At 66.8% G+C, this 24,498-nt stretch carries 24 protein-coding genes, 1 tRNA gene and 1 pseudogene; 17 read left to right on the forward strand and 9 right to left on the reverse strand.

The window, feature by feature from the left end; all coding sequences use genetic code 11:
• Window positions 1-309 precede the first annotated feature (309 nt).
• Window positions 310-1,782, forward strand: a complete 1,473-nt coding sequence (locus KVY00_RS05320; protein WP_223044661.1) for a glycosyltransferase family 2 protein — start codon at window positions 310-312, stop codon at window positions 1,780-1,782.
• On the forward strand, window positions 1,779-2,462 hold the full coding sequence (locus KVY00_RS05325; protein ID WP_223044662.1) for a hypothetical protein: 684 nt from the start codon (window positions 1,779-1,781) through the stop codon (window positions 2,460-2,462). The genes KVY00_RS05320 and KVY00_RS05325 overlap by 4 nt, the downstream gene beginning before the upstream one ends.
• A 155-nt stretch (window positions 2,463-2,617) precedes the next feature.
• Here KVY00_RS05325 and KVY00_RS05330 read toward each other — a convergent pair whose 3' ends face one another.
• From KVY00_RS05330 to KVY00_RS05340, 3 genes are all read right to left on the reverse strand, one after another.
• Window positions 2,618-3,214 (reverse strand): DUF3846 domain-containing protein, encoded by a 597-nt coding sequence (locus KVY00_RS05330; RefSeq protein ID WP_223044663.1) that lies wholly within the window; start codon window positions 3,212-3,214, stop codon window positions 2,618-2,620.
• A gap of 171 nt (window positions 3,215-3,385) precedes the next feature.
• Window positions 3,386-3,718, reverse strand: a complete 333-nt coding sequence (locus KVY00_RS05335) for a hypothetical protein (RefSeq protein ID WP_223044664.1) — start codon at window positions 3,716-3,718, stop codon at window positions 3,386-3,388.
• Between the two features lie 146 nt (window positions 3,719-3,864).
• Window positions 3,865-5,550, reverse strand: a complete 1,686-nt coding sequence (locus KVY00_RS05340) for a hypothetical protein (protein WP_223044665.1) — start codon at window positions 5,548-5,550, stop codon at window positions 3,865-3,867.
• 84 nt (window positions 5,551-5,634) lie between these two features.
• On the opposite strand from KVY00_RS05340, the gene KVY00_RS05345 reads away from it, so the two are divergent.
• The 13 genes and pseudogenes from KVY00_RS05345 to KVY00_RS15640 form a co-directional block, all read left to right on the forward strand.
• The gene (locus KVY00_RS05345) at window positions 5,635-6,201 is read left to right on the forward strand and encodes a hypothetical protein (RefSeq protein WP_223044666.1); all 567 of its coding nucleotides are present in this window, start codon (window positions 5,635-5,637) and stop codon (window positions 6,199-6,201) included.
• A 219-nt stretch (window positions 6,202-6,420) separates the two neighbouring features.
• Window positions 6,421-7,101, forward strand: a complete 681-nt coding sequence (locus KVY00_RS05350) for a hypothetical protein (protein WP_223044667.1) — start codon at window positions 6,421-6,423, stop codon at window positions 7,099-7,101.
• Between the two features lie 27 nt (window positions 7,102-7,128).
• On the forward strand, window positions 7,129-7,455 hold the full coding sequence (locus tag KVY00_RS05355; RefSeq protein ID WP_223044668.1) for a hypothetical protein: 327 nt from the start codon (window positions 7,129-7,131) through the stop codon (window positions 7,453-7,455).
• A gap of 1 nt (window position 7,456) precedes the next feature.
• A complete protein-coding gene (locus tag KVY00_RS05360) occupies window positions 7,457-7,753 on the forward strand; it encodes a hypothetical protein (RefSeq protein ID WP_223044669.1) in 297 nt (98 codons plus the stop codon).
• Window positions 7,754-7,999: 246 nt separating this feature from the next.
• Complete coding sequence (locus tag KVY00_RS05365; RefSeq protein WP_223044670.1) at window positions 8,000-8,692, forward strand: MT-A70 family methyltransferase; 693 nt, start codon at window positions 8,000-8,002, stop codon at window positions 8,690-8,692.
• A gap of 50 nt (window positions 8,693-8,742) precedes the next feature.
• Complete coding sequence (locus tag KVY00_RS05370) at window positions 8,743-8,916, forward strand: hypothetical protein (protein ID WP_223044671.1); 174 nt, start codon at window positions 8,743-8,745, stop codon at window positions 8,914-8,916.
• Between the two features lie 178 nt (window positions 8,917-9,094).
• Complete coding sequence (locus KVY00_RS05375; RefSeq protein ID WP_223044672.1) at window positions 9,095-9,319, forward strand: hypothetical protein; 225 nt, start codon at window positions 9,095-9,097, stop codon at window positions 9,317-9,319.
• On the forward strand, window positions 9,312-11,483 hold the full coding sequence (locus KVY00_RS05380; RefSeq protein ID WP_223044673.1) for a type IV secretory system conjugative DNA transfer family protein: 2,172 nt from the start codon (window positions 9,312-9,314) through the stop codon (window positions 11,481-11,483). Before KVY00_RS05375 ends, KVY00_RS05380 begins: the two co-directional genes overlap by 8 nt.
• 238 nt (window positions 11,484-11,721) lie before the next feature.
• On the forward strand, window positions 11,722-12,579 hold the full coding sequence (locus KVY00_RS05385) for a replication-relaxation family protein (protein ID WP_223044674.1): 858 nt from the start codon (window positions 11,722-11,724) through the stop codon (window positions 12,577-12,579).
• On the forward strand, window positions 12,576-12,887 hold the full coding sequence (locus tag KVY00_RS05390; protein WP_223044675.1) for a hypothetical protein: 312 nt from the start codon (window positions 12,576-12,578) through the stop codon (window positions 12,885-12,887). The genes KVY00_RS05385 and KVY00_RS05390 overlap by 4 nt, the downstream gene beginning before the upstream one ends.
• Window positions 12,884-13,330, forward strand: a complete 447-nt coding sequence (locus tag KVY00_RS05395; protein WP_223044676.1) for a hypothetical protein — start codon at window positions 12,884-12,886, stop codon at window positions 13,328-13,330. The genes KVY00_RS05390 and KVY00_RS05395 overlap by 4 nt, the downstream gene beginning before the upstream one ends.
• The gene (locus tag KVY00_RS05400) at window positions 13,330-14,193 is read left to right on the forward strand and encodes a hypothetical protein (RefSeq protein WP_223044677.1); all 864 of its coding nucleotides are present in this window, start codon (window positions 13,330-13,332) and stop codon (window positions 14,191-14,193) included. Before KVY00_RS05395 ends, KVY00_RS05400 begins: the two co-directional genes overlap by 1 nt.
• A gap of 261 nt (window positions 14,194-14,454) precedes the next feature.
• Window positions 14,455-15,372, forward strand: a pseudogene (locus KVY00_RS15640) (recombinase family protein); the annotation flags it as partial.
• 255 nt (window positions 15,373-15,627) lie between these two features.
• Here the strand turns inward: KVY00_RS15640 and KVY00_RS05410 are convergent.
• The 5 genes from KVY00_RS05410 to galU form a co-directional block, all read right to left on the reverse strand.
• Window positions 15,628-16,062, reverse strand: coding sequence for a hypothetical protein (locus KVY00_RS05410; RefSeq protein ID WP_223044678.1), 435 nt, complete (start codon window positions 16,060-16,062; stop codon window positions 15,628-15,630).
• A 250-nt stretch (window positions 16,063-16,312) separates the two neighbouring features.
• Window positions 16,313-16,388: transfer RNA gene (locus KVY00_RS05415), tRNA-Ala, on the reverse strand.
• A 166-nt stretch (window positions 16,389-16,554) separates the two neighbouring features.
• A complete protein-coding gene (locus KVY00_RS05420) occupies window positions 16,555-17,652 on the reverse strand; it encodes a hypothetical protein (RefSeq protein WP_223044679.1) in 1,098 nt (365 codons plus the stop codon).
• A gap of 29 nt (window positions 17,653-17,681) precedes the next feature.
• A complete protein-coding gene (locus tag KVY00_RS05425; RefSeq protein ID WP_223044680.1) occupies window positions 17,682-18,305 on the reverse strand; it encodes a GNAT family N-acetyltransferase in 624 nt (207 codons plus the stop codon).
• Window positions 18,306-18,308: 3 nt separating this feature from the next.
• Entirely contained in the window at window positions 18,309-19,235 is a 927-nt protein-coding gene (galU, locus tag KVY00_RS05430; RefSeq protein ID WP_223044681.1) for a UTP--glucose-1-phosphate uridylyltransferase GalU, read from the reverse strand.
• Window positions 19,236-19,305: 70 nt separating this feature from the next.
• Between galU and KVY00_RS05435 the strand changes: the two genes are divergently transcribed.
• Both KVY00_RS05435 and KVY00_RS05440 read left to right on the forward strand, forming a co-directional pair.
• Window positions 19,306-19,944 (forward strand): 5-formyltetrahydrofolate cyclo-ligase, encoded by a 639-nt coding sequence (locus KVY00_RS05435; protein WP_223044682.1) that lies wholly within the window; start codon window positions 19,306-19,308, stop codon window positions 19,942-19,944.
• Window positions 19,945-20,088: 144 nt separating this feature from the next.
• Complete coding sequence (locus tag KVY00_RS05440; RefSeq protein WP_223044683.1) at window positions 20,089-20,367, forward strand: FmdB family zinc ribbon protein; 279 nt, start codon at window positions 20,089-20,091, stop codon at window positions 20,365-20,367.
• A 275-nt stretch (window positions 20,368-20,642) separates the two neighbouring features.
• On the opposite strand, the gene KVY00_RS05445 is transcribed toward KVY00_RS05440, so the two are convergent.
• Window positions 20,643-24,446 carry an AAA family ATPase gene (locus tag KVY00_RS05445; protein ID WP_255572780.1) on the reverse strand — a complete coding sequence of 1,268 codons (3,804 nt, stop codon included), beginning with the start codon at window positions 24,444-24,446 and terminating at the stop codon, window positions 20,643-20,645.
• Window positions 24,447-24,498: the final 52 nt, after the last annotated feature.

Below are 24,498 nucleotides of genomic sequence, written 5' to 3' on the forward strand. Positions count from 1 at the left end.
GTACCGGCGGCCACCGACACTGCTAAGGTGCCGCGCCGCTCGGGCGGGTCATGCTGTCGCAGGCGGGAGCCGGACGGCTCGACCGGGACGCTGCGATCTACCTTCTATTCTCTCATAATCCTCAATTTGCCGGAATAGGAATATCGCAAAGCGAGAGATAAATGCTGACGAGAGGCGCTTTCAGTATTGTCTCAGCAAGTAATTCATGATATATTCCGAAGCAGTAATGCATCTGGCTTTCCACCACACCATCTTCAAGTCTTTTTGCACCCTCGCTGTTCGAGGGGGTGATTTCGGAGCCGTCGCGTAGTGCGTCTGGTTCCGGATCTCTCACCAGTCGGCTGGTTCCTGCTCGGAGCGATGGTGCTCCTGATCTTCACCTATCTCTATTTCTGGTGGATGGTGATCAAAGCCAGCGTTCACAAGCATGTCTCACGTGAGAAGGTCACCAACCGGAAGCTCACCGCATCCCTCGCTTATGCGAAGCGCAAAGGGAACACGCATCGCTTCCTGATCCAGATCACCACCAAGGGCGGTGCGCTCTCCGTCGTCCAACGCGGTATCGACAACGTCCTCGCGGGCGTCGCCCGCTATCCAGTGCTGCAGAAGGTCGTCTGGGTGGAGATCATCACCGAGGATGCCGACGAGGTCGCCGCACTCCAGACCCGCTATCGCAACGCCGTCATCCCGGTGACGCCGTACCTGCTGCCGACGGACTACCGCACACCGAAGGACACCCGTCTCAAGGCCCGCGCGTTGGAGTACATGGTCGAGCAGCACCGCGCCACCCCGACCGATTCCTACGTCGTGCACTACGACGAGGAATCCGTCTTTACCCCCGACAACCTCGCTCGCCTGGTGCATCGGCTGAGTCGTCATCCGGTCGGGATCTCGGAAGGCATGATCTCCTATGGTCTGGACTGGAACGAGACGACGCTGCTGAACAAGGCGATGGAATCGAACCGTCCCTTCGGCTGCCACGAGTGCTACTCCGTGATGACCAGCCCGCCGCCGATGCACCTGCACGGCTCGAACCTCGTCGTCCGTCAGGATCTGGAGAACCAGATCGGCTGGGACATCGGCAACCTCGATGGTTCCGCCCTCATCGCGGAAGACCTCGTCTTCGGGCTCGCCGCCTATCTCAAGTTCGGGAAGAACGTCTTCGGGTGGCATCACACCGAGATGATCGAGCAGCCGCCATTCACGTTGAAGGCCGCCTACAAGCAGCGTGAACGCTGGGTGTTCGGTGCGATGCAGGCCCTCGCGCACATTCGCCAGCAGCCCGACTGGATGCGTCTGTCGCGGAAGGATCGCTGGCACATCAACGTCGTCATCCGCCTGCGCGTGCTGACCTACGCCCTCGGCTTCCCCGTCTCGCTTCTCGCGCTCGGCTCCAACGTCGTTATCCTGCTCATCCTCGCTGCTGAGGCTGTCAGGGAGGGCACCATCACGGTCGTCGCGCCCGAGCTGACCGTCTACGGCATCATCACCTCGATCGGGCTCGTCCTCTGGATGGCAGGTACACAGCTCGGCCTGTTCTACAACCTCCGCTACACCGGCATGAACCGTCTGCAGAAGCTCCGCGACCACGTCCTCGTACTCGTCGTCACGCCGTTCGCCGGTGTCATCGACACCGCCGGCCCACTCGTGGCCGTCCTGAAATGGCTCGCGGGCATCCGTGAGGTGGCGTGGAAGCCGACCCCGAAACTCGCCGCGGAGTCGAAACAGCAACCTAAGCGCGTCGCTGCCGCCGAAGTAGCAGCAGGAGAAAAAGCAGCATGAGCAGCTACCAACAGCAACGAGAAACCCGCAGCCGGATCGTCTTCACCGTCCTGATCATCGCCGTCACCGTCGGCATCACCTATGGCCTCATCCGGCTCACCCTGCCAAGCCTCACCGGCCAGACCACGACCACGAAGAACGACTCCGCCTCCCAGACCGCCGAAAAGCAGGAAGAGGAGAAGGATCTGCCTCGCGGCGACGCCAAGCGTGTTGCCGACCTCGACCGCCTCGCCGCAGCACTCAAGACCTACAAAGAACAGCACGGCGGGTATCCGATCAGCACCGGTACCTGCGCGGGCGGCAGCTTCGACAGCGACGCTGACCTCGGCTTCCTCGCCGACCTCGAACGCGAAGCCGTCATCGACGCCATCCCACGCGACCCCGCAGGCATCGCCAAGACCATCAAGGGAGAGCCGGGCGCGAGCACCACGGCCAGCACTGAGGACTGCGACACCATGTACGGCGCGAAGCACTACCTCTACTACTCCAACGGCACCAAGTTCGCCCTCATCGCCAGCGTCGACGACGCCGACGCCATCCCCGACGACGCCGCAGGCGTCTACCTCGCAGAAGGCGACCGCGAATGGTTCGACGGCTCAGCCCTCATCGCCGACTGGCACTGGAGCCGCAACGTCTACATAGTCAGCAACCAGAAACTCGCAGAAGCCGCGAAGAAGTAGCACAGTCATACAGTCCCGCAGCGTAGCTCCCGCGAGAAGACGTCTTCTACGCACGCGCTGACACCATGCTTCGGGCAGGTAAAAGGCGGCACCCGCCGAGCGAGAGCGCATAGCACTCAAGCTCGGTCGGATGCCGCCAGGCACACGACGGTCGGTCAGTCCACCGGGGGCAGCGCGTCCATGAGGATCTGCATGCGACGAGGGAGTTCCACGGCGGATACGACCCTCACGTTGACCGCATCAGTCCACCGCTCGCGGAAGACCACGGCCCATGCTGCGGCCGAGAAGTAGTCCTCATGCCGCGTCACGCTGAGGCACCAGCTCGGGTCGCCGTGAGTGAGTGGCAGCAGGATGCTGGACAGCTTGCCGTTCGATCCGCTGGACTCCGAGGCGCCGCCGATCTGTATGGCGACGGCGTACTCGCGAGCGACTGTCAGCAGATCGACGACTTCCCGTGGCATGTCGGTGCTGTCACCGTTCTCGTCGGGTAGTCCCACGATCACGGCGTTGCCGACGAGCATCGCCTGGTGCGCACCGGGGACGTGGAACCACCACAGGAACGAGGCCCTGGGGTTGAACGGCAGGTGCCGCAGCAACCCCTCCTCGTTGACGTAGATGGTGATGCCGAGGCTGGGCACATCGACCGCCTCGATCCAACCGTCCACAGCCGCCTGGTAGTCGTCGAGCGTCGCGAATTCGCGTTGTTCGAGCGGCTCACTCTCATCGACCGGGACATAGATTCCCTTGACCATGATTCGCCTCCTTCGTGCGAGCGACCGGGAACCGAGATGGTTCCTGCTGCGGCCGCATGACACGGACGAGCCCGACATCGTGACGAGTGCAGAGTGATGCGGCGGCGGCCAGCCCGGAGGAGAGCGTGGAAGCTCTCGACTCCGGGCGGCCACCGCTGCATGGTGGGGTGATCAGGCGTCGGAGGAAGCCGATGCCTGCTTGGTGGTGCGAGCCGATACCTTGGTGTCCTTGCCTCCAAGGACGGCGTTGATCGCGTTGCGCTTCGTCTCGGCGTCGCGCTCGATCTCGGCTCGCACTTGCTCAGCCCGCTTGAGCACCGCAGGGTCGGACTTGGACTGCTCGACCCAGTGCTCCAGCGCGATCCGAGTCTCCTCGGTCACGCTGCGCTCGTTGAGCAGGGCAAGGACTTCGAGCTGGGCTCGAGTATCCTCACTGGTGCGCACCGACAGCACCTTGTAGGCGGCGCTGCCGTATGCCGACGTAGCGGGTGTCTGCTCGCTCATGGCGAGACCTCCTTCATGCGTGCGGCCCGCGATCCTGGATGGATCACGTTCAAGCCGCATGGCAGGAACGAGGTGATCGCTGATTATGACGGGAATCTATATCGAGTCAATGGTCCGTTCGGGACGTTGTAAAAACTACGGCACGATCACAAACGCTCCTCCGCATGCGGAAGCAGTGGTCTGGCGTTCGAGAACAGCACCATCTTCAGCCCGGCGTTCTTGCTGCCGTTGTCGGTGAAGATCCTGACGAGCTTGTCCATCACCGGCCAGTAGATTCCCTGGCCGTAGTCGTAGAGCGATGGCTTCTGCGCCTTGATGCGGAACCGCACCAAGCATTCGCCCCCAGGCGCGTATGAGCCGAGCGAGTAGTAGCCGAAGCGGTCAGAGTCGGGCGTGAAGGTCTTCCATGCGCCGCCGGTCTTGCTGTTGCAGATCTCGATGGTGTTGCCGTAGTGGTGGAATGCCTTCGGCAGGCGGAGGAGTTCGACCCGGACGTTGTCTTGCTGCACGCTGCCCGTGTTCTTGTAGCGCACGCGTAGCTCGATCACATCGCCGGGTTCCAACTCCATCCGCTCCCGGTAGGGCTCCTGCACATCCTCACCTGGCATATATGGGCGCGCTTCCAGGGCCAATGTGAAGTCCGGTTTGTCGAGGACGAAGTCGAACGTCACAAAGGTAAGCGAGTCCTGCTCGGGTGGCAGCAGTCCGTCGGTTTTGCCGTCGATCCCAATGCGCACGCCTTCAGCCTTGAAGAGTGCATGGGCGTCCAGCGGCGTGTGGCGCTGCATGTCCCGGCTCGACCATAGCGTGGCCGAGTTCGGGGCGATGCGCAGTGCCACGCTCGGATCGGGTGAGGGCAGGGCGATAACGCTCGAGTCCCAGATGAGTGTGTGTTCGGTGTTGTCCGCGCGTATCTCGGCTGTCAGGCGCGCCGATCCGTTGAAGCGGCCCTCGCCCTTGACGCGCACACGCACGTTTGTCGCGATGGCATCGGTGCGCGTCGGGTCGGCGTCGTTGCTGACCCAGATCATGCCTCGGTAGATCCGGCCTGGTTCAACGACGACGTGCGGGGTCGGGATCGTCAGCAGATCGCCAGCCTCGCTCACCTCCGCGATCCGGAAGAAGTTCGTGCTGTCACCAAGCTGCGGGTGATCGTCGCGCGAGTTCAGCACCGGATGGTCTGGTCGCAGCGTGTGCAGCCATGTGTTGCGCGGTGGCCCCCAGCCTCCTGCGGCGGCAGGCATGAAGCGGCCCTCGGAGCCGTCCGCGCGTTCATGCTCATACTGTGTCCAGAGCTTGCGCATCGCGGGCTTCGAATCGAGCAGGGCGACGAGTTCGTCGCGGAGCGTGTTCACGACCAGGGTGCGGTACTTGCCGCCTCTGCGGAACGTATTGCGTGAGGTCGCGAAGCCCGCAGCGATCCCCGCCAGCGCTCCACGGGCGCTCTTCGAACGGCCAAGGAACTCCTCAGGCGACTCCCCGCTATCGGGAGTGGTGCCCGCGCTCCTCAGGAAGATCTTCCAGGTGCGCCCCTTGAGTGCTTCTTCCAGCGCCGTGTCGTCGTAGTCGCCTAAGACCAGCAGGTGGCGGGCAGCGATGAGCGCCTCGACGTGTTCCGGCCTCTTCGGCGCTGTCCGCACGAGGTGGGCGATGAGGAACCAGGCGAAGCCGGGATCGTTGAGCACGCCGCCGCCCGAGGCCTCCCGAGCGCGCGCAGCAGCGAGCCGGTTGAGCGTTTCCATCCCGCTGGTGTCGCGGGGCACCTCGTCGGCGTCGAAGAGCAGGAGTTCCAGCTCGTTTCGGAGCGCTGCATTATCAGGGGCGGAGACCATACGTCAATTATCAATCATTGACAAATGTCAATAATTGCTTTATAATACGCTCCGGGTTGGCCCCCAATTGAAGGGAGGCCACCTATGGCCCATCACTATTCCATCCATTATGTCCCGACGGTGCGCGGCACCGTCATCGGATTCGACCATTTCACGAGCGACGCAGAATACGTCGCCCTGGCGCTCGAATCCCTCGACGTTCTGGACGGCCGGGCTCCGAGCTGCACGCTCGACCTGGTCTATCTGTGGCTGGTCGCCTCCACGACCTCCGACTATGACCGCGAGGATTTCCTCAACCAGGGGAAAGCTTCGCAAGCGATGCCGTTCTACCTGTACTGCGAAACCTACGAAATGTTCCTGCAGGCAGCGCTCGTCATCAGCGACGCATGGTCGAACGGCGTGTTCAACCGTTCGCTCCTCGCCTCAGAGTTCCCAGGAATCGTGTCAGCGTTTCCCGCAGCTCCGGCATCTGAGGAGCCCACGCTCTTCGGCATGCCATTCAGCAAGGCGTTCGACACGTTCGACACCCGTGCATGGAACGTCGACTACGACCACCCGGTGCTCCAACGCGAAACCTTCGAGCATTACCGCGACGAAGGGATCGCCCGCAAGCTCCCGTGGCACGACGCCTACACGCGCGAAACGACGTAGCCAGCGACTCCGGTCGCAACCACCAGATACACCACTGGGCCACCCGCCCGCACTCAACCGAGTGCGGGCTTTTTCCATGCCCTGAACAGCCAATTCACGCTCCGTACAGCCCTGTACAGCCCCTCGAATGCTGTACCGCCTGTACCGGGTTCCACTTGATCTCGTCACCGCCGGACCCGCACCCGGGTTCCGGCTCTTCCTCTCTCGAAAGGAGACGAGATGGATCATCGCAACCCGCCGCCACCCGGCTTCGGCGCACGCACCGATGCCTCCGTTGCCTCCCAACTCCTGCGCTCTGTCGCCGTCGACCTGGCCGCCCGCGTGGATCATCGTCTGCCCGGTACTGCGGAGACGGTTCGCCGCCGCGTTGTCGTCTGCGGCGACGGCGACCGTGTCGTTGGCTTGCTCGGCAGCTACACGTCCTGCGCGTGGAGCCTTGCGGGTGAGTTCTTCGACAAGCTGACCGTCGCGCTGCGCCACTCAGCGCATCAGAACCTCGACCCGGTGGTCTACGCACGGAGCGTCATCTCGACACTCACGCACGAGCTGGCGCACGCCATCACCCACCTCTACGGCATCGCTGGGACGAGCGGACCTGGCCGTATCCACCACACCGAGGACTTCGCGGCTGTCGCCACACGCCTCGGACTCCGGGTGGTGCGCCGTCCGGAGCATCCCGCCGTCGTCTTCACTCCGGGCCTGTCCGAGCAGGGCAGGGCGGACTACGCCGACCTCATCCAGCGTGTCGCCCAGGGCCGGCTCCACCGCACGACCGGCACCGGGTACGCAGGCCCGGATCGCTTCCACGACCTGATCGACGCCGCTCTCGCGGCTGATCCGTCGCTCGGCCAGTCGGCGGCGTCCACGCCGTGGTCTTCCTCGTCCCCGTTCATCCACTGACACCCATCCCGAAAGGCAGGAATCATCATGTCCGCTCTCATCCCCTCCCAGAACAGCACTCCGAGCGGTGGCCTGTTCAGCATCTCGCCCGGTGCGGCCGCTGAGCGCCGCCAGAGCAACGCCCTGGCACGCCAGACCCGTCAGGAGATCGAGCAAATCACCTCCCGGGTCGAGGTCGAGGCCACCGCCGAAAGCGCCCGCGCCTTCCTGGTCTCCCACGCGCTGACGAACGTCGCCACCCTCGTCTCCCAGGCCGAGGCCCACATGAAGGTCGCCCCGGCAGGTGGCCAGTTCTACGAGCAGCTCATCGCCAGCTACGCCATCTCGGCCGGACAGCGCATCGCGAGGCTCTGACATGACCGCCATCGGGAGCGTTCTCAGCGCCGGCTGCTTCCTCGTCGCAGGTGCCTACATCTGCGTCGGTCTCTACCTGCTCGGCCAGATGCTCATCGAGAGCATCCGGGACCGGCTCGAGCGCCGTCGCCAGCGGCGCATCGCGAGGATCGAGGCCGAACTCGACGAGAAACAGGAACGACTCCGTCAGGCGATCTTCTCCCTCGCTACTCAGCTCGCCGCCGAACGAGACGAAGCCTCCCGGCAGATGACACGCCAGGCGCGCCTCTCGGCCGAGAAGACCCCACCGACGAGCTGACCCGTGGCAACGGGAGGGCAGCACTTTCTCGTCCTCCCGTTGCCAATTCCACAACAACGAAATCCGCCCAAGAGAACGGGCAAGCCCGCCCCTGAACGAGGCGATCCGTTCGGGATGCCGTCAGATGCACAACATCCCGAACGGACCATTGACGAAATCTTCTCAACCCTCCATAAACGTCCATCCGCCGCCCGTGAAGCCAAAAGCGCTTCAACAAATTCGGGCGGAGAAAGGAGCTTCACATCCATGAACACCAACGCCATCGAGGACGCAAAAGACGCTTTCACCACCGACCCTCTGGAGGCGTCGATGCCCTCGACAACCAGCAACGTGGAAGCCGCCGAACCATATGACGCAGTGCTCGCCGACCCGCCGTGGCAGGGCATGGGCGGGGAGAAGCACTACCCGACGATGCCGCTCAGACGCATCGTCGGGATGGGCGACGCCATCCGTGCTCACACCAAGCCCGACTCGTGGCTGTTCCTCTGGACGACGAAGTCGCTCATCGAGGAAGCCAAGGACGTCATGAAGGCGTGGGGCTACGAACTGGGCGACTGGATCACCTGGGGGAAACTCAACCGCTACGGCTTCGGCAAGAAGCACATCGGCATCCGTCACGCCTCTGAGATCCTGCTCGTCGGCACGAGAGGCAACGTCGTCTCCGACTACCGCTCGCAGCCCGACTGGTTCGTCTCTCCATCCGGTCGTCACGCCGAGAAGCCGCTCGAGCAGTACGCCATCGCAGAAAGGATCGCGGGATCTGATGCCCGCATCCTCGAACTGTTCGCCCGTACCCGTCGCCCCGACCCCCGCTACGGCTTCTGGGGCAACGAGTTGGAGACCTGCGACGTGAACTTCGCGCCGTGGGGGTATCCGGTACCTGCCGACAAGACGTTTCGCCCCAAGAACGCGGCAGGCGGAGGGGCCGGTGATGCCTGATGTTCTCTCCCTCGAAACAGCCCGGCAAGAACGACAAGGAGCCAGCCACGGTGGCCTCACGCATCCTCGGATTCTGCTTCGCCGCGCTGCTCTGCGTGATCATGCTGACGCTCGCGCTCGAGTTGCTCGCGGCGATCTGGGGCTGGCTGCTGCTGATCACCGGGATCGTCGGAGCCGTGTGGCTCGGAGCGCTGTTCTACCGCCGCTGGCGGGATCGCTGGTGAAAAGCACAGCCATGTTCACCACTGGAAAGTCGTTGTGGAATACACAATCCTCCTTGACAAAGGGAAATGAATACTTCGTAATCATCCGAAACCCGCGTCAAGCGGAATCCGCACGACCTTCTGCGACTGCACGTAGCAAACGTAAGCCGGTAACTCGCCGGAAGGAGGTGTGTGTTGTATGAGTCGGAAATCTCAACGTCGCTACCGCAAACGTCCTGATCGCAGGGTCTGGGTCTTTAGCGAACTGAATCACGATCTGCGTCCTGAGCAGATCGCGAACATTCTCACCGCCGCAGGCCTCGAACAGGCCCGCCTGGAAGCGGAAGCCGCCCAAGAACACGAACGGCAGCACACCCGCCACAACTCGGCGGGAACGGCCACGAAGGAGGTGCCTGATGCCTGAGCAGATCCACTACACGAGGCTGCTGCCGAGCACTGACCTGACCGTGACGCAGGTGCAGCGGCTGCTCGAACGGCTCAGCACCCCGGAGTCGCCCCGTCCCCTGGTCTTCGAGACCTGGGCGAACGACGACGGCATCACGCACCTGGTCGGCCGGGCCGAGTCCGGCAAGCCGACAATTCGGACCCTGCTGCGTTCGTACCTTCCCGAGGCCAGAGCCCTCCGGGGTACCCGACCCGAGGCCCCGGAGCGGGTAGCGCGCCTGACGCTCGCCCCGAGGGCGATGCCGCTGCGAGACGACGCCATCGAGGACGTGCTGCACGGCATCTACAGCGTGCTGGCGGGACGCCGGAAGGGTGAGACGCTCGCGCTCCAGGTGGTGCTCGGCCGGGGCCGCAGGCCGGCCGTAGTGCCTGCGAAGATTCACGACCCGAGCACGTCCATACCCGAGTTGCTGCTGCGCGGCGCGGGGTCTGCGCCGTCCGAGACGCGACGCCGGCTGGCGCAGAACGCGGGGCAGGCTCGGATCGACGTGACGGTGCGCATCGGCGTCACCGCTGCCGTTCCCGAGCGCCGCCAGCAGCTCCGTGGCCAGTTCCTCTCCGCCCTCGAACAGCTCGAAGCCCCCGGCGCACGGATCTCCCTGACGAACGAAACGCCCGCGAAGTGGCAGGCCGCGACGACCTCACCGTGGCGGGCGCTCCCGCTGACCGCCCCGCAGCTCATCGGGCTGCTGGCGTGGCCGGTCGACGAGCTGGAGCTGCCCGGCCTGCCACCCCGGCACCCGAAGCTCATCCCGCCGCCCAGCGGCGTCACGGAGGAGGTGTCGGTGTTCGCCAGGAGCACCGCCCCTGGGATCGAGAGGTACATCGGGATGACGCCGGAGGCCCGGCTGCTCCATACGGCAATCACGGGCGGAACCGGGTCGGGCAAGAGCGAAATCTTCGCCCACCTGGCGCTGTCGGACATCCAGGCAGGGCGTCCGCTGGTGCTCATCGAGCCCAAGCGGCAACTGGTCGACGCCATCGTCAGGCGTGCGCCGAAAGACGCTGCCGGACGAATCGTGGTTATCGACGCGGCCGAGCCGAACCCGGTTGGTTTCAACCCGCTCGACATCGGGGATCGTGATCCCGGCCCGGTCGTCGATGGCATCCTTGAAGTCTTCAAGACCGTCTTCAGCGACGGGTGGGGGCCGAGAACCGAAGACCTCATGCTCGCCGGTCTCCTCACCCTCGTCGCCGACGGGCAGCGACGAGGCGTCCCGCACACACTGCTGGATCTGCCGACGCTGCTGTCGGACGACGGGTATCGCCGGAGCGTCATCGGCGCCGTCTCTGGTGACCCGGTACTGGCTGGCTACTGGGCGACGTTCAACGAGCTTTCCCCGGCGAACCGGGCGAACATCGTGGCGGCGCCGCTGAACAAGCTGCGCAAGTACGTGCTCAGAAAGAACGTCGCGGCGGTGCTGGGCCAGTCGAGCCCGAAGTTCCGGCTCCGCGACATCTGGCGTGACCCGGAGCCGAAGGCGGTGCTTGTCCCGCTGAACGATGCGCTGATCGGGCCGGGTGCTTCCCAGTTGCTCGGCGGCCTCATCGTCGCCAGCATCTGGATCGCCACCCAGGAACGCGCCACCGAGGACGACCCGAGAAAGCGCCCCGGCTTCGTCTTCGTCGACGAGGTGCAGCGCTACCTGCACATCCCGACCAGCATCGAGGACGCCTACGCCACCAGCCGCAGCTACGGCATCGGCTGGCACACCGCCTTCCAGGGACGCGGCCAGGTGCCGGCCTCCCTCGTCGACGCCATCGAGCTGAACGCCCGCAACCTCATCACCTTCGCCGCCAGCCCAAAAGACGCCACCGCACTGGCGAGGACCACCACCAAGCTGAAGGCTGAGGACTTCCAGGCCCTCGCGCTCCGGCACATCTACTGCAACCTCGTCACCGACGGCGCCCCGGCAGGCTGGTTCTCCGCCAAGACAGAACCGCCCGCACCGGATGCCGGCCACGCCGAGAAGATCCGTGCCGCCTACCGCGAGCGGTTCGCAGGCGACGGCGCAGCAGCCCAATCTGCCAAGAGCACGGAGAGCCCGTCACCTGACGGGGTCTCGCTGACCACAGGCGAGCTGCCCGAGGCGCCGTCGCATCAGCGCAGGAGGCGATCATGACGATGATCACGACGTTCACGGGAGGCACGAGTGGGCGTTCGAGCAGCAGTGTCGTTCCTGATCCGTTCCGTGATCCGTTCGATGCTCCGTTCGCTCTGCTGACACGTCCCCCTGTCGGCCACTGTTCCGGCGTTCCCCTGCCGAACAGGGATGGGACTCCCGCTCATTCGAGCGGAGTGAGGGACCGCGCCCCGAGCCACGGTTCAGCCCACCACCGGAGGCAGCCGGGAGGTGCCGCATGACGCCGCGCACCCCCTACAAGATCGACGACCTGCTGCTGCACCTGACCGACCGTGATCTGCGGGTACTGGAAGACCTGGAACAGTTCCGGCTCCTCGACACTCGTCTCATCCAGCGCCTCGAGTTTCCCGTCGGCTCCCAATCGGATGGGCGACCGGGGTTCGCCACCCAGGGGACGGCGACCCGGCTCACGCTCCGGGTGTTGTACCGGCTCGAGGAGCACGGTGTCATCGCCCGTGTCGGACGCCGTGTCGGCGGCAAAGGCCACGGCTCGGGCCAAACCGTATGGCAACTCGCCGCCGCCGGAGAACGCCTCCTACGGGCCCGACGTGGCGAGAGCGGCAGGCGGCGCTACGTCGACCCCGGAGCCGGGTTCCTGGCCCACACGCTTGAGGTCGCCCGGTACGCCGCGACCCTTCACGAGAAGGCACGTTCGCACGGCTTCGACATCCTCGACCTGCAGGCCGAGCCCGCCTCCTGGCGGTCGTTCCAGGCCGCACACGGCGGAGGGCTGACCCTCAAGCCGGATCTCGCTATCGTCACGGCCGACACCGAGAGCGAGACGCACAGCTTCGTCGAGATCGACCGCGACACCGAGCACCTGCCTGCGGTGCTGCGCAAGTCCGGGCTGTACCAGCGGTACTGGGAGTCCGGCGCGGAGCAGGCGAACCAGGATGGGCTGTTCCCGCTCGTCGTCTGGACAACCCCGACCACTGAGCGCGCCGACAAGATCCGGCGCGCCATCCAGGAAGACCGCCGCCTCAACGCCGCGCTCTTCCACGCGGCCACCGCAGAGCAGTCTCTCGCCGTGGTCGCCCCCTACACATCACCTAATCCGAAAGGAGGTTCACTATGACTTCACCAACAACAACTTCACCATCAACGGCTAGCAACAACGCCACGCCGTCTACCCGAACGCGCCGAGCGGTAGAGAACATGCTCGCGCTTGACAGGGAAGCCCTTCAGGTCGCGTTCGCTCGAACGGTGGCAGCGATGCTGCATGACGGCCCCGGCACCGCACTCGAACGTTTCGCCTTCACCGGGGAACTGGATGCCGAGGCTCTCCTGGATGAGCTTGACCGGGTCGAGGTTCCGTTCGAGGAGGAGGCCTGGGTCGATGCGCTCGCGCGCTACGTGCTGTTCACCAGCGGAGGCCGATCATGACCGAGCACAGCTATCCCGCACCGCCACCAGACCAGACGCCGGGCGACGAAGACGAGCGCTCCAAGGCCGCCCGCTACTACGACGAAGCCGCCACGCTCTACCGCGCGCATCTGCAGTCCGTTGAACACGCCGCAGAGCCGCTGGAGCCGCTCACCGAGTCCTGGCTCGACTTCGAGACCAGCTACGCGGGCAGTTTCGAGGGGCGCCTGGCGTTCGTCGAGCACGTCGCGGACGAGCTCGGCTGGTTCCAAATCATCCACAAGATGACCACGCACATGGGCATCCCCATAGCCGCTGTACGACTCGACCACGCGGCCATCTATGACTATCTCAGCCGCTACTTCCACATCTTCAACACCCCCGAAGGCATCCTGCACGTCTTCACCCGGGACGGCATCAAGCCGATGGCCGCCGACATCACCTGGAGAGGAGGGCGGTTGTGATGAGCGAACGACAGCTCCCGACCCCGGGGCAGGGTGAACAACTTTCTTGCTCACCCGACCGAGCAGGCATGCCTCGTCCTGTACAAGAAAGTGGAACACCCGACTGGCGACGTTACGAGGTCGCCGCGCGCCGCTTCGGTGAACTCATCGCCTCCGGCATCGCCGAGGCGATGGAGCAGAAGCGCGACGTCGATCAAGGCACCGCGCGCTGCATCGCGCACGTGCTCGGACGCGGTCTCGGCCGCGAGAGTGCGCTGGCGAACTTCGCCCGCACCGGCGAAGGCAACTACGAAGCCCTGCGCGAGGAGTACCTCAGCCTGCACAATCACGAAGAGGTCAATGCCTCGACGCAGGAACTCATCGACTGGCTCGGTGTCCACCTCATCCGCCAGAAACACCCCGATGCGAAATCTGTGCTCTACGTCGAGGCCTACCCGCCACGACTCGACAACATCCTTGTCCCCACAGGGGTCGAGGTGGGCGACTGGTACCTGCGCGTCAACGTCCCCGGCATCTACGGCGCGAAAGACATCCAGGAGCTGACCGAGACACTCGGGGAACTCGCCGTCGACAGGGATGTAGCACTCCGCGCTTACCTCAGCCTGCCGGATACCAACGCGATGAGCGGCGACATCATGGAGGACTTCCATGACTGCTACCTCGGCGTCTTCACGACCTTCGAGGAAGCAATCCACGAACTCACGGAAGTCGACGAACGCGAACGCGACGTCTTCACCTACGCCGAGGACCGCCAACTCGTCATCGAACAGATGAACCCCGACTACGAGGCACTCCGCGAAGAAGTCGCGGACGCCTTCGACCTCGTCGAGGAGGAGGGCCGGGTCTATGTCTTCCACAAATAGCCGAGCCGTCTCCCGTCGCGATGGGGCGGTGTTCTCGGAGGGCAGACGGAAAGCGATGCGGAATAGTCAACAACGGCAAAATACCTGGTCAAGCGAGGTAAAATGGGAAGGTAAACGGAGACCGCAGCCGATGGCAATTCATGCTTCGGGCTTGCGCCCCGGCCCGATCAATATCGGGGCGCCGCTCCCACAACACCACTCTCTCAAGCCGCGACACACCACTCGCGTCGGAGAGCTGCTCTCACTGGAAGGAGGGCAGCCATGAGCCTGCCTGATACCGACCTCGCACCGTTCGCCTTCGACGGGATACCGCCCGCACTCGCCCCGGTCGAGAAGGAGGACGACGCCCGCACCGATGAGGGCACGGTCTCGTCGCTGCCGACCGGAGCGGTCGACGCACCACCCGGCAGTCGGGCCGTGATCTACCTGCGCGTGTCATCCAAGGGGCAGGTGAACACCGACTACGACCCTGAAGGCATCTCCATCCCCGCGCAGCGCATCTCCTGCCAGCGCAAGGCCGAAGCGCTCGGGCTGACGATTGTGCACGAGTACATCGAGCCCGGCCGGTCAGCCACCGAAATGACCAAGCGGGTTGCGTTCCAGGAGATGTTAGAGCGCATCCGCCGCGACCGCGACGTGGACTACGTCATCGTCTACAAGCTCTCCCGCTTCGCCCGTAACCGCACCGACGACGCGATCGTCATGGCCGATCTGCAAAAACGCGGAGTCACCCTGATCTCCGCGACCGAGCAGATCGACGCCACCCCGGTCGGGCAGCTCATGCACGGCATCCTCGCCGCGTTCAACGAGTACCGCTCCCGTGAGGACGGTGCCGATATCGCCTACAAGATGGGCCAGAAGGCCAAGAACGGCGGCACCCTTGGCCGCGCGCCCATCGGGTACCTCAACGTCACCGAGAACATCGACGGGCGGAAGATCAACACCGTCCACGTCGACCCCGAACGCGCACCGTTCGTGAAACTCGCGTTCGAGCTGTACGCCGCACGCGACAAAACGTTCCAGGACATCGCAGAAGAACTCACCGACCGAGGGCTGCGCACCCGGGCCACCCAGCGACGTCCGGCCGGGCCGATCTCCGACTCGAAGATCCAACAAATGCTCCGCGACCGCTACTACCTGGGAGAAGTCCGCTACAAAGGCGAGACCTACCCCGGCAGGCACGAACCGCTCATCTCCGAGGAGCTGTTCAACCAGGTACAGCAGCTCATGGACGAACGCGGCTACGCCCGCGAACGCCGCAAGCGCCACGACCACTACCTCAAGGGCACCATCTGGTGCGGGCAGTGCCGCCTCGAACAGCACGTCAACCGACGCATGATCCTCATGCGCAGCACCGGCAGGCACGGCAACGCCGACTACGGCTACTTCTTCTGCCGCGGCGTGCAAGACCACCTCTGCGACGCCCCATACTCCTCAATCGACCGCGTCGAAGACGCCGTCGCCGAGCACTACAAGACCATCCGGCTCAGCCCCGCGTTCGTCGCCGCCGTGCGCAACCACATCGAAAGCGCCCTGAACGACCAGGTCGCCGCGCAGCAACTGCTCCGCAAGAACCTCGAAGACCAGCTCGCACAGCTCACCGTCAAAGAAGACAACCTCCTCGACCTCGCCGCCGACGGCTCGCTCCCGCAAGAACGCATCCGCCAGCGCCTCCGCGAGATCGCCCGCGACCGGCAACGCGTCACCGAACAACTCAGCCAAGTCCACGGCGGCCTCTCCAGCGGCAGAGCGTTCCTCGACGCGCACCTCGATCTGCTCGAGAACCCCTACGAGCTGTACCTCCACGCCAGCGAAGCCACCCGCCGCAAACTCAACCAGGCCATCTTCGCCCACGTCTACATCGCCCACGACGAAGTCGTTGGTGACGACATCCGCTCACCGCTACGGGAGCTCCTCGCCGCCGAACGCGGCTGGGAAGCCCTCACAGCAGGCGCGACGCCCGAGGAGGCCCGTACCGCCACACAAGCCGCGACAGCGCGCCACAGCGGACCAGAAACGCCAAACGCCGCCCCGAAGGGCGGCCTGGCCGAAATAACGAACCTCTGGCTCGACCTGCCTAGCGGCGTTTACGAGGACGCCGATTGCAGTAAGCCTCTTATGGTGGATCTGAGGGGAATCGAACCCCTGACCTTCTCATTGCGAACGAGACGCGCTACCAACTGCGCCACAGACCCTGACAGCGATCTACTCTAGCAGCCGCACCGCCCGGAAGTGAAATCGACGGCCCACGCCCATTCCGGGGAGGAGATCCTGTTCTGTGCGGGCGCTTCTCCGTGGTTACTCCCGCTTGGACGGGGATCTCCTGCCTGGAGGGCGCTCGGATGAGCACCCGCGACCGCCTCAGCCGGCGTTGCGGCGGCGACGCAGGGCCGCGTCGAGGTCGGGCAACCCGCTGCTCGTATCGCCGATCACACCCATCTGCCGCAGGCGTTCGCGGGCGGCGTTCTCCTGCGCGCTCACGGCGGCGCCGGGCGCGCGGCGTGCGGCACGGCGGGCGTCTCCGGCTTCCCGCGCGTTCGCGGGTGCCGCGGGCCTGGCGGGGATCGGAGCATTCGAAGGCCGGTCGGCCGGCGTTCCGGCTGCGCGACTCGGGTCGGAGGCGGGGTCCGCAGCCTTGGCTGCCCCGGCGCGCGCGGCCCCGACCTGCGCTCGGGCCTCCCGCAGCAGGATCGAGTCGGTCTGGTTCTCGCGCGCGACGGGACGCTCGGCGCGCGCGCGAGCCATGGCGCGGGCCCGATCGATCCGTTCGGCAGCCGCGCGCTGGGCGGCGGCGTGGGCCTCTGCCGTGCGCTCGGTCTCCCCCGTCGCGATCGGCTCGTCCTCGACCGGGACGGCGGCGACGGGCCGCTCCTGCATCGCGACGCGCTCGGCCTCGATCGAGCGTACGCGCACGCGGCCCGGCGCGAGCAGCACGAGGGCACCCATCGAGGTGACGAACACCAGCACGCTCCAGCCGAGGAGCGCCGGCCCGCTTCCGGCGACGGCGAAGCCCGCGCCCACGAGCGCGCCGACCAGCCCGAGCAGTGCGCCGAGCGCCGAGAGCGCGCGAACACGGCGCGCCACGGGCCTGCGCAGCTTGGCCGCGCGCTGAGCTGCGGCCTGCTTGCGACGCATCTGCTGGGCGCGGATCTCGGCGCGCACCTGCTCGGCCCGCGCCTCGGCGAGCTGCGCCTCGCGTTCGGCTTCCTGCCGCTTCTGCGCGGTGCGCAGCAGCTTCTCCTGTGCCAGAGCCTCGCGCGCGGTCGCTTCGATACGCATTTCCTGGGGCACCTCCGTCGTCTCGGCCAGCACACGCAGGGTGCGCTGCAGCCTCGCGGCATTCCGCTCGGCCGCGCGGAACTCCCTGCGGCGGATCCACGCGGGCACCAGCACGGCTGCCCAGAGCAGCGCCGCCACCACGAAGATCACGCCGCCTCCGAGTACTCCGCCGCCAGTCATGGGCATCACTGTACGGCCTCGACGCGCGCCTACGCTCCCGGCACGCCGCGATCTCGCAAGCGGGCGAGCATCCCGGCGCCGGCTTCTTCACGCGTTACGACATAGCACTCGTGATCCCGCCACGCACCGTCGATGTGGATGTACGATTCCCGCTTGCCCTCGTAGCGCAGTCCGAGCTTCTCGACCACGCGCAGGGAGGCGGCGTTCTCGGGGCGGATGCAGATCTCCACGCGGTGCAGCCCGAGTTCCGCGAACAGGTAGTCGATGGCCAGAGCGACTGCCACCGGCGTCACGCCCTGTCCGGCCACGTGCTCGGATACCCAGTACCCGATCTGCGCCGACTGCAGCGCTCCGCCGCTCAACTCCGAGACGCTCAGCTGCCCCACGACCTCGCCGTCGAGCATCACGACGAAGGGCACCCCCGACCCCGCCCGCAGTTGCCGGCGCAGGGCTTTCACCGTCGGCTTCATCGAGACGCTTCCCGGCGTCACGCTCCTACCCGACGGATGCGTCGCCTCCCAGCGCTGCAGCCACCCCCGGTTTCTGGAGAGCAGAGCGCGCAGCGGATCGGCGTCGCGGCCGCGGATGACCCGCAGCTCGACGCGACCGGCGCGCAGCGGCGCGGGCTCCTCGATCGGGCGGCCGAGGGGCATGCCTCAGCCGTCGGAGCGGCGCGCGCGCAGTTGCTCGGCGAAGTCGATGATCCAGTCGGAGATCTCCTCGCCCAGCTCGTCGTGATCCACTCCGAGCAGCACGTTCGCCTTGATCCAGTCGGCGCGATCGCCGGTGTCGTAGCGGCGGCCGCGGAACACGACGCCGTACACGGGGCCGTCTCCCTTGCCCTCCGCGAGCTGGTTGAGCGCGTCGGTGAGCTGGATCTCGCCGCCCCGGCCGGGCTCGAGGTCGTCGAGAATGTCGAAGATCTCGGGCCGCAGCACGTACCGCCCGATCACCGCGAGGTTGGACGGGGCCTCCTCGGCCGACGGCTTCTCCACGAGCCCGGTCACCCGCACCACGTCGGGATCGTCGGTCGGTTCGACCGCCGCGCAGCCGTACAGGTGGATCGACTCCTGCGGCACCTCCATGAGCGCGATGACGGTCGCCCCCCTGGCGTCGTGCTCGGCGATCATGCGATCGAGCAGCGGATCGCGGTCGTCGATGAGGTCGTCGCCGAGCAGCACGGCGAACGATTCGTCGCCGACATGGCGGCGAGCGCACGCGACGGCGTGACCGAGGCCCGCCGGCTTGCCCTGGCGCAGCAGGTGCACCTCGGCAAGATTGCTCGACTCGCGCACCTTCGCGAGCTTGCCCTCGTCGCCCTTCCTCTCGAGCGCGTACTCGAGCTCGGGAACGCTGTCGAAGTGATTCGAGATATTCGACTTGTTGCGCCCGGTGATGATGAGCACGTCGCTCAGGCCGGCCGAGGCGGCCTCCTCGACGACGTACTGGATCGCCGGCTTGTCTACGATCGGCAGCATCTCCTTCGGCATCGCCTTCGTGGCGGGGAGAAAGCGCGTGCCGAGACCGGCCGCGGGGATGACCGCCTTGGCCACCGAACTACGAACGGGCTGAGTGTCTGTCATGGCGACCAGCCTAGTCTGCGTCGTGTGCGCCTCCAAGCTGCTCGGACCGGTTCGTCGTAGGCTGTCTCGCATGGAGAGCGGGCGCGACGAGGGCTGGATCGAGGCGCCGCCCGCGGTCGACGCCTCCCCGGAGGGCGTCGCTGCGCTGAAGCGGCACTTGCGCGACGAGGTGCGCAGCAGGCGCGCGGCGATGAGCGACAAGGAGCGGCGCGCGGCGGCGGTCGCGCTCACCGAGCGGCTGATCTCACTGGTTCGGGATCGTGGCGCGGAGTCCGTCTCCTGCTACGCGTCGCTGCTCGGGGAGCCCGACACCTCGGCGTTCCTGACCTGGGCGCATCGCACGGGCGTCGAGGTGCTGCTGCCGATCTCGCTGCCGGGGAGCAGGCTCGCGTGGAGGCGCTTCGACGGCGAGCAGATGGTACCGGGAAGGCACGGCATACCCGAGCCGGGGGGCGAACTCGTGCCGGTCTCCGCGATCGCGTCGGTCGACCTCATGCTGGTACCGGCCTGCGCCGTCGATCTGCGGGGCACGCGCCTGGGATGGGGGCTGGGCTACTTCGATCGGATGCTCTCCGCGGCGGATCGGCTGCCGCCCGTCTTCGCCGTCGTGCACGATCGCGACGTACTGCCCGAGCTGCCGCGCGAGCCTCATGATGTGCCGGTCGACGGGGTGGTCACGCCCTCCGCGATCCGTACCTTCTCCCGGTGACTCGCGGCGCTGGCGGAGATTCTGCGACTCCCCCATCGCGCAGAATGACGGAGAGGCGCGGCACAGTCGCGGATTCTGCGGCTCCTCCATCGCGCAGGGTGACGGAGAAGTGGGTCACCCGCGCGAGCGGTAGAATCTTGTCTCGTGCCTACCTATGCTTACCGCTGTGCCGCCTGCGAGCACGCGTTCGACATCTACCAGTCCTTCTCCGACGATGCGCTGACCGAGTGCCCGGAGTGCGGCGGCAAGCTGCGCAAGGTGTTCGGTTCGCTGGGCGTCACCTTCAACGGATCGGGCTTCTACCGCACCGACTCGCGCTCGGGCGGCTCCGGTTCGAAGCCCTCGGGTGATTCGGGATCGGGATCCGCGTCCTCGAGCAGTTCCTCGTCTTCCGCGCCGTCGAAGTCCCCAGCGGCCTCCTGACCCCGCGTTCCCCGTTCCGGGAGCTCACCCCCAGTGAGGCGGGCGATCACCGAGCAGGCGGTCGTCGTTCTCGGCCTCTGAGCGCCTCTCGACGGGCGGGTCGTAGGGTTCGGGATCGCTGCCCGCGGGAGCGGGCAGGCTCGCCCGACGCGGCCTGCGCGGAACACGCGCCCGACGTTCGGCACCGTCGCTAATCCGCTCACCCGCACGCGCACCGGAACCCTCACCCCGGGCGCCCGGGAGCGATCCCGAACTGCCCGACGGGGCCTCCCCGGTCACGCCTGCTCCGCCTCCGCGTCGCCCGCCTCGTCGTAGCCGACGATGCGCGCGATCCGCAGCGCGACCTCGTCGGGGTCGGCGAAGAGATCGAAGCTGTGCACGCGGTGGTAGTGCCAGCCGAGGCGCCGCAGCACGGCGGGGCGCAGACGCAGCGTGTCGCGCAGACTGTCGCCGCCGTCGACGCCGCCCAGGTCGAGGTCGATGGCGATCGCACGATCCCCGAGCGAGGCCGCGAGCGGGATCGCTCCCCGGTAGTCGATCGCGACGGTGAGGCCCATCGCCTCCAGCCGGTCGGCGAGCTCGCCGATCATCGGATCGCGCTCCGCGGGCAGGGCCGGGGGTTCGGGCGCCGGATGCTCGAAGGCCAGCAGTTCGGCCAGCTCGACCACGCCGTGCTTGATGCGTCCGGTGTCGAGGTGCTCGGGCTTGAAGCAGCTGACGATCGTCATGGCACGACGGGCGCGGGTCATCGCGACCGCGAGCAGACGCTCCCCGCCGGGGCGGCCGAGACCGCCGAAGTTCGACAGCACCCGTCCGTGCGGGGTGCGCCCGTATCCGATCGAGAAGATCACCCGGTCGCGGCTCTGCGCGGTCGCCTGCTCGAGGGTGAGCACGGCGAACGGCTCCGCGCGCTCCCCCAGCAGGAACTCGCGGTACTGCGGAAACTTCGAGAAGGCCTGCAGCACCGCCTGGTAGACGCGCACCGCGTGCCGCTCGCTCGCGGTGATCACCATGAGCGATTCGCGCGGTCGGTCGCTCGCGTGCTCGAGCACGAGCTGCACCACGCGGTCGACCTCTGCGTCGGTGCTCTCGACCGCGCCCGTGTGCTGGTCGGGAAGCCCCTGGCCGCCGGGCACGAACTCGTAGGTCAGGCTCGAGTGGCCCAGGAAGCTGCCCGCCCACGGCAGCGTCTGGATCGCACCGTCGTAGAAGCGGTTGTTGACGAGGTTCGTGAGATCCTCGCCGCCCGCGCGATAGCTCCGGGTCAGGGTGAGCGTCGGCAGCACCTCGCTCAACTGCGCGAAAGCCGAACTGCGATGCAGGGCGTCGACGTCGACGGGATCCTCCTCGCCCTCGTCGAGCGAGCCGCCCACCGAGATGTCGAACGGCGCCGGGGTCTGCGTCATGGTGTCGCCGAACGCGATCACCTGGTCGGCTCGGCGGATCGCCCCCAGGTTCTCCACGAGCGTGGTAGCGCCCGCGTCGACGAGCAGCGCCGCGTCGAAGCGCATGGTGTCGGGCAGCTGCGCGACCTCGTACGGCGACATCACCCAGACGGGGGCGAGCACCGCCATCAGGTTGGGCGAGCGCTGGGCGAGCACCGCGGGCGAGACGTATCCGCTGCGCAGGGCCTCGCGCAGTGCGAGGGCCTCCTCCTTGTGGTCGAGCACCGCCACTCGCCAGGCGTCGGCGAGGGAGCTCGCGAGCAGCGCTCCGTTCGCACCGGCGTGGGCGTCGTCGACGAGCCTGAAGTCGGCCTCGAGACGCTCGATCACGCTGGTGTTGGCGCTCAGCAGCGCCTGGTTGGTCTGCAGCATGCGCTCCAGCACCGACTGCCACCAGGCCAGCTCGAGTTCCGCGGCGACGTCCTCGGCCGGCACGTGGCGCGCCGAGAGGTCGTCGAGCAGTGGCTCGAGGTGGGCTGCACGCATGCGCTCCACGACCGTGGTGCGCTCCTGGATGTTCTGCAGCACCTCCGACTCGCGAGCGAGATCGGAGACGCGGTGAGCGAGCTTGCCGAGCGACAGGTTCTTGAGGCGATCCGCGTCGCCCGCCGTGCCGAGCACCCGGTCGAGCTCGTCGAGATCCTGATAGGCCGCCTGGAAGGCCACCACCACATCGGCGATCCCGAGCGGCACCTCCGGCCTGGCGCCGACGACGGTCGTGTACCGCTGCCAGAGCACGCGCTGCTGCTGGATCTGCACGAGCCGCGAGTACATATCGGTGATGTGCACGCCGGGGCGCACGTACTCGCGCGCGAGCTTGCGCAGCCGGCGCTTGTTGGCCGACGACATCTCGTCTCCGCCGCGCGGCGCGTGGGCGGCGATGACCTCGGTGAGCGAGCGGTCGTACACCTCCGGGGTGAAGCGGTCGAGGGTGTCGCGGATCCCCATGAGCAGCCGCAGGTACACGCCCAGCTCGGCGATCGTCTCGTAGGGGCGCATCGAGGTCTGCCCGATGACCTCGTTCGCCATCGAGATGAGCCGTGGCAGCTGCGACTCGGCGAGATCGACCGCGAGACCGTAGGCGTTGCGCGCCTCCTCGGTGGTGCTGAAGCTCACGCCGTACCACGGCGAATCCTCGGGGCCGTACTGGAACTGGCCGAGCCGGGCCACCTCGGTGAGCGCTTCCGCGACCGAGGACCGGTCGAGCGTGAGCTGTCCCAGGGCCTGGTCGTCGAGGCGCACCGTCGTGCTCGGCGGCCGCTCGTCGAGGGCGAGCACGGTGAGCTTGCGCAGGGCGTCGAGCGGAGAGACGCCGTAGCGCTCGTCGGGCGTCGAGAGCGCCTTCTGGTAGTCGAGCAGCACGCCCCGCAGGCGGATGAGGGCCTCGTCGACGTCGCGCAGCTGCTCGCCGCGCGCGTTCTCGTTGCGACTGATCGCCTCGACCAGGTTGCGGCGCAGGCGCCGCGGCGTCACGGCGAGACCCGCGAGGCCCGCGCGCGTGAGGCGGTGCGTGATGCCGTCGAGCGCCGCTCGGCGCGGCGACACCACCAGCACGCGCTTGCCCGCGCGCACCAGATTGCCGATGGCGTTGACCACGGTCTGCGTGCCGCCGGTGCCGGGGAGCGTGTGCACCACGAGGGAGTGCCCGGCATCGATCTGCGCCAGCACGTCGTCTTGCTCGACGTCGGCGTCGTAGAGGTTGCGGTCGGTGTCGGGCGAGCGCTCGTCGGGCGGGGTCGGGCTCACGGGGCGGTACGTCTCGGAGAGCCGCCGGCGAGCCGGTTCGTTGCCGCAGATGGCCTCGAGGATCGGCGAATCGAGATCCTTCGCGTCGGCGACCATGCGCTCGGAGACGTTGTGGAACGACGACACCACGAGCCGGGGCTGCACCACGAAGCCCGGCACGCCCGCGGCCATCTGGCGCAGTCGGTCGATCACGGGCTGCGGCTTGAAGACGCCCTCGGACTGCGAGAGCTCGATGAGGGCGCGGGCGTCGACCGAGATCCCGAACTGCTCGCGCAGAGCGCGGATCAGCTCGGAGTTGACGACGGGGAACTGCTTGAGCTTGAGCTCGAAGTCGCGTCCGTAGCGGCGGATTGCGAGCGGGCGCAGCAGGATCGGCGCGCAGAACTCCTCGCCCTCGAAACTCCACTTGGCGATCCCGACGCCCAGGTTGACGGTCTCGAGGCCGCGCACCGTGCGCATCTCGATGGCCTTGTCCGTGACGCGGCCGGCCGCGGCCCGAGCGTGGCGCAGCGCGAGATCGTCGCGGATCAGGGCCGACAGCAGGATCTTGTTGCCGGTGATGAACTGGGGCAGGCCGCCCGGGTGCGTGGTCGAGAGCTCGATGCGGTTGGCGGGGCGGTCGTCGAAGTGCAGCAGGGGGTTGCGGCCGCCGATGCGCGCGAGTTCGCGCCGCCATTCGGCGTGCTCGTCGGCGTAGGCGTCCACGAGCGAGACGGGTCCGGCCAGCTGCGCGGCGAGATCCTTCTCCTGCTTCTGGGGCGCAGCATCGGGAGCCTTCGCGAGGGAGCCTTCGTTCTGAGGCAGCACGACATCGGTGACCGCCTCTTCCGGCGCAACCTTGTCGCGATCATTGGCACTGTTCTGCCGTCGCCGATCTACACTCCACACACGGCCACCCTAAGCCGCCAGCCCGAAAATCACCGCAACGCCGGCGGTGTTT

Origin of the sequence: Leucobacter tenebrionis (genome assembly GCF_019884725.1) — a bacterium.
GTDB classification, from domain to species: Bacteria; Actinomycetota; Actinomycetes; order Actinomycetales; family Microbacteriaceae; genus Leucobacter; species Leucobacter tenebrionis.

Coding starts and splice junctions, on each gene's coding strand:
- KVY00_RS05325 (WP_223044662.1), top strand. CDS start 1,779: ATGAGCAGCTACCAACAGCAACGAGAAACCCGCAGCCGGATCGTCTTC.
- KVY00_RS05330 (WP_223044663.1), bottom strand. CDS start 3,214: ATGGTCAAGGGAATCTATGTCCCGGTCGATGAGAGTGAGCCGCTCGAA.
- KVY00_RS05335 (WP_223044664.1), bottom strand. CDS start 3,718: ATGAGCGAGCAGACACCCGCTACGTCGGCATACGGCAGCGCCGCCTAC.
- KVY00_RS05340 (WP_223044665.1), bottom strand. CDS start 5,550: ATGGTCTCCGCCCCTGATAATGCAGCGCTCCGAAACGAGCTGGAACTC.
- KVY00_RS05345 (WP_223044666.1), top strand. CDS start 5,635: ATGGCCCATCACTATTCCATCCATTATGTCCCGACGGTGCGCGGCACC.
- KVY00_RS05350 (WP_223044667.1), top strand. CDS start 6,421: ATGGATCATCGCAACCCGCCGCCACCCGGCTTCGGCGCACGCACCGAT.
- KVY00_RS05355 (WP_223044668.1), top strand. CDS start 7,129: ATGTCCGCTCTCATCCCCTCCCAGAACAGCACTCCGAGCGGTGGCCTG.
- KVY00_RS05360 (WP_223044669.1), top strand. CDS start 7,457: ATGACCGCCATCGGGAGCGTTCTCAGCGCCGGCTGCTTCCTCGTCGCA.
- KVY00_RS05365 (WP_223044670.1), top strand. CDS start 8,000: ATGAACACCAACGCCATCGAGGACGCAAAAGACGCTTTCACCACCGAC.
- KVY00_RS05375 (WP_223044672.1), top strand. CDS start 9,095: ATGAGTCGGAAATCTCAACGTCGCTACCGCAAACGTCCTGATCGCAGG.
- KVY00_RS05380 (WP_223044673.1), top strand. CDS start 9,312: ATGCCTGAGCAGATCCACTACACGAGGCTGCTGCCGAGCACTGACCTG.
- KVY00_RS05385 (WP_223044674.1), top strand. CDS start 11,722: ATGACGCCGCGCACCCCCTACAAGATCGACGACCTGCTGCTGCACCTG.
- KVY00_RS05390 (WP_223044675.1), top strand. CDS start 12,576: ATGACTTCACCAACAACAACTTCACCATCAACGGCTAGCAACAACGCC.
- KVY00_RS05395 (WP_223044676.1), top strand. CDS start 12,884: ATGACCGAGCACAGCTATCCCGCACCGCCACCAGACCAGACGCCGGGC.
- KVY00_RS05400 (WP_223044677.1), top strand. CDS start 13,330: ATGAGCGAACGACAGCTCCCGACCCCGGGGCAGGGTGAACAACTTTCT.
- KVY00_RS05420 (WP_223044679.1), bottom strand. CDS start 17,652: ATGACTGGCGGCGGAGTACTCGGAGGCGGCGTGATCTTCGTGGTGGCG.
- KVY00_RS05425 (WP_223044680.1), bottom strand. CDS start 18,305: ATGCCCCTCGGCCGCCCGATCGAGGAGCCCGCGCCGCTGCGCGCCGGT.
- galU (WP_223044681.1), bottom strand. CDS start 19,235: ATGACAGACACTCAGCCCGTTCGTAGTTCGGTGGCCAAGGCGGTCATC.
- KVY00_RS05435 (WP_223044682.1), top strand. CDS start 19,306: ATGGAGAGCGGGCGCGACGAGGGCTGGATCGAGGCGCCGCCCGCGGTC.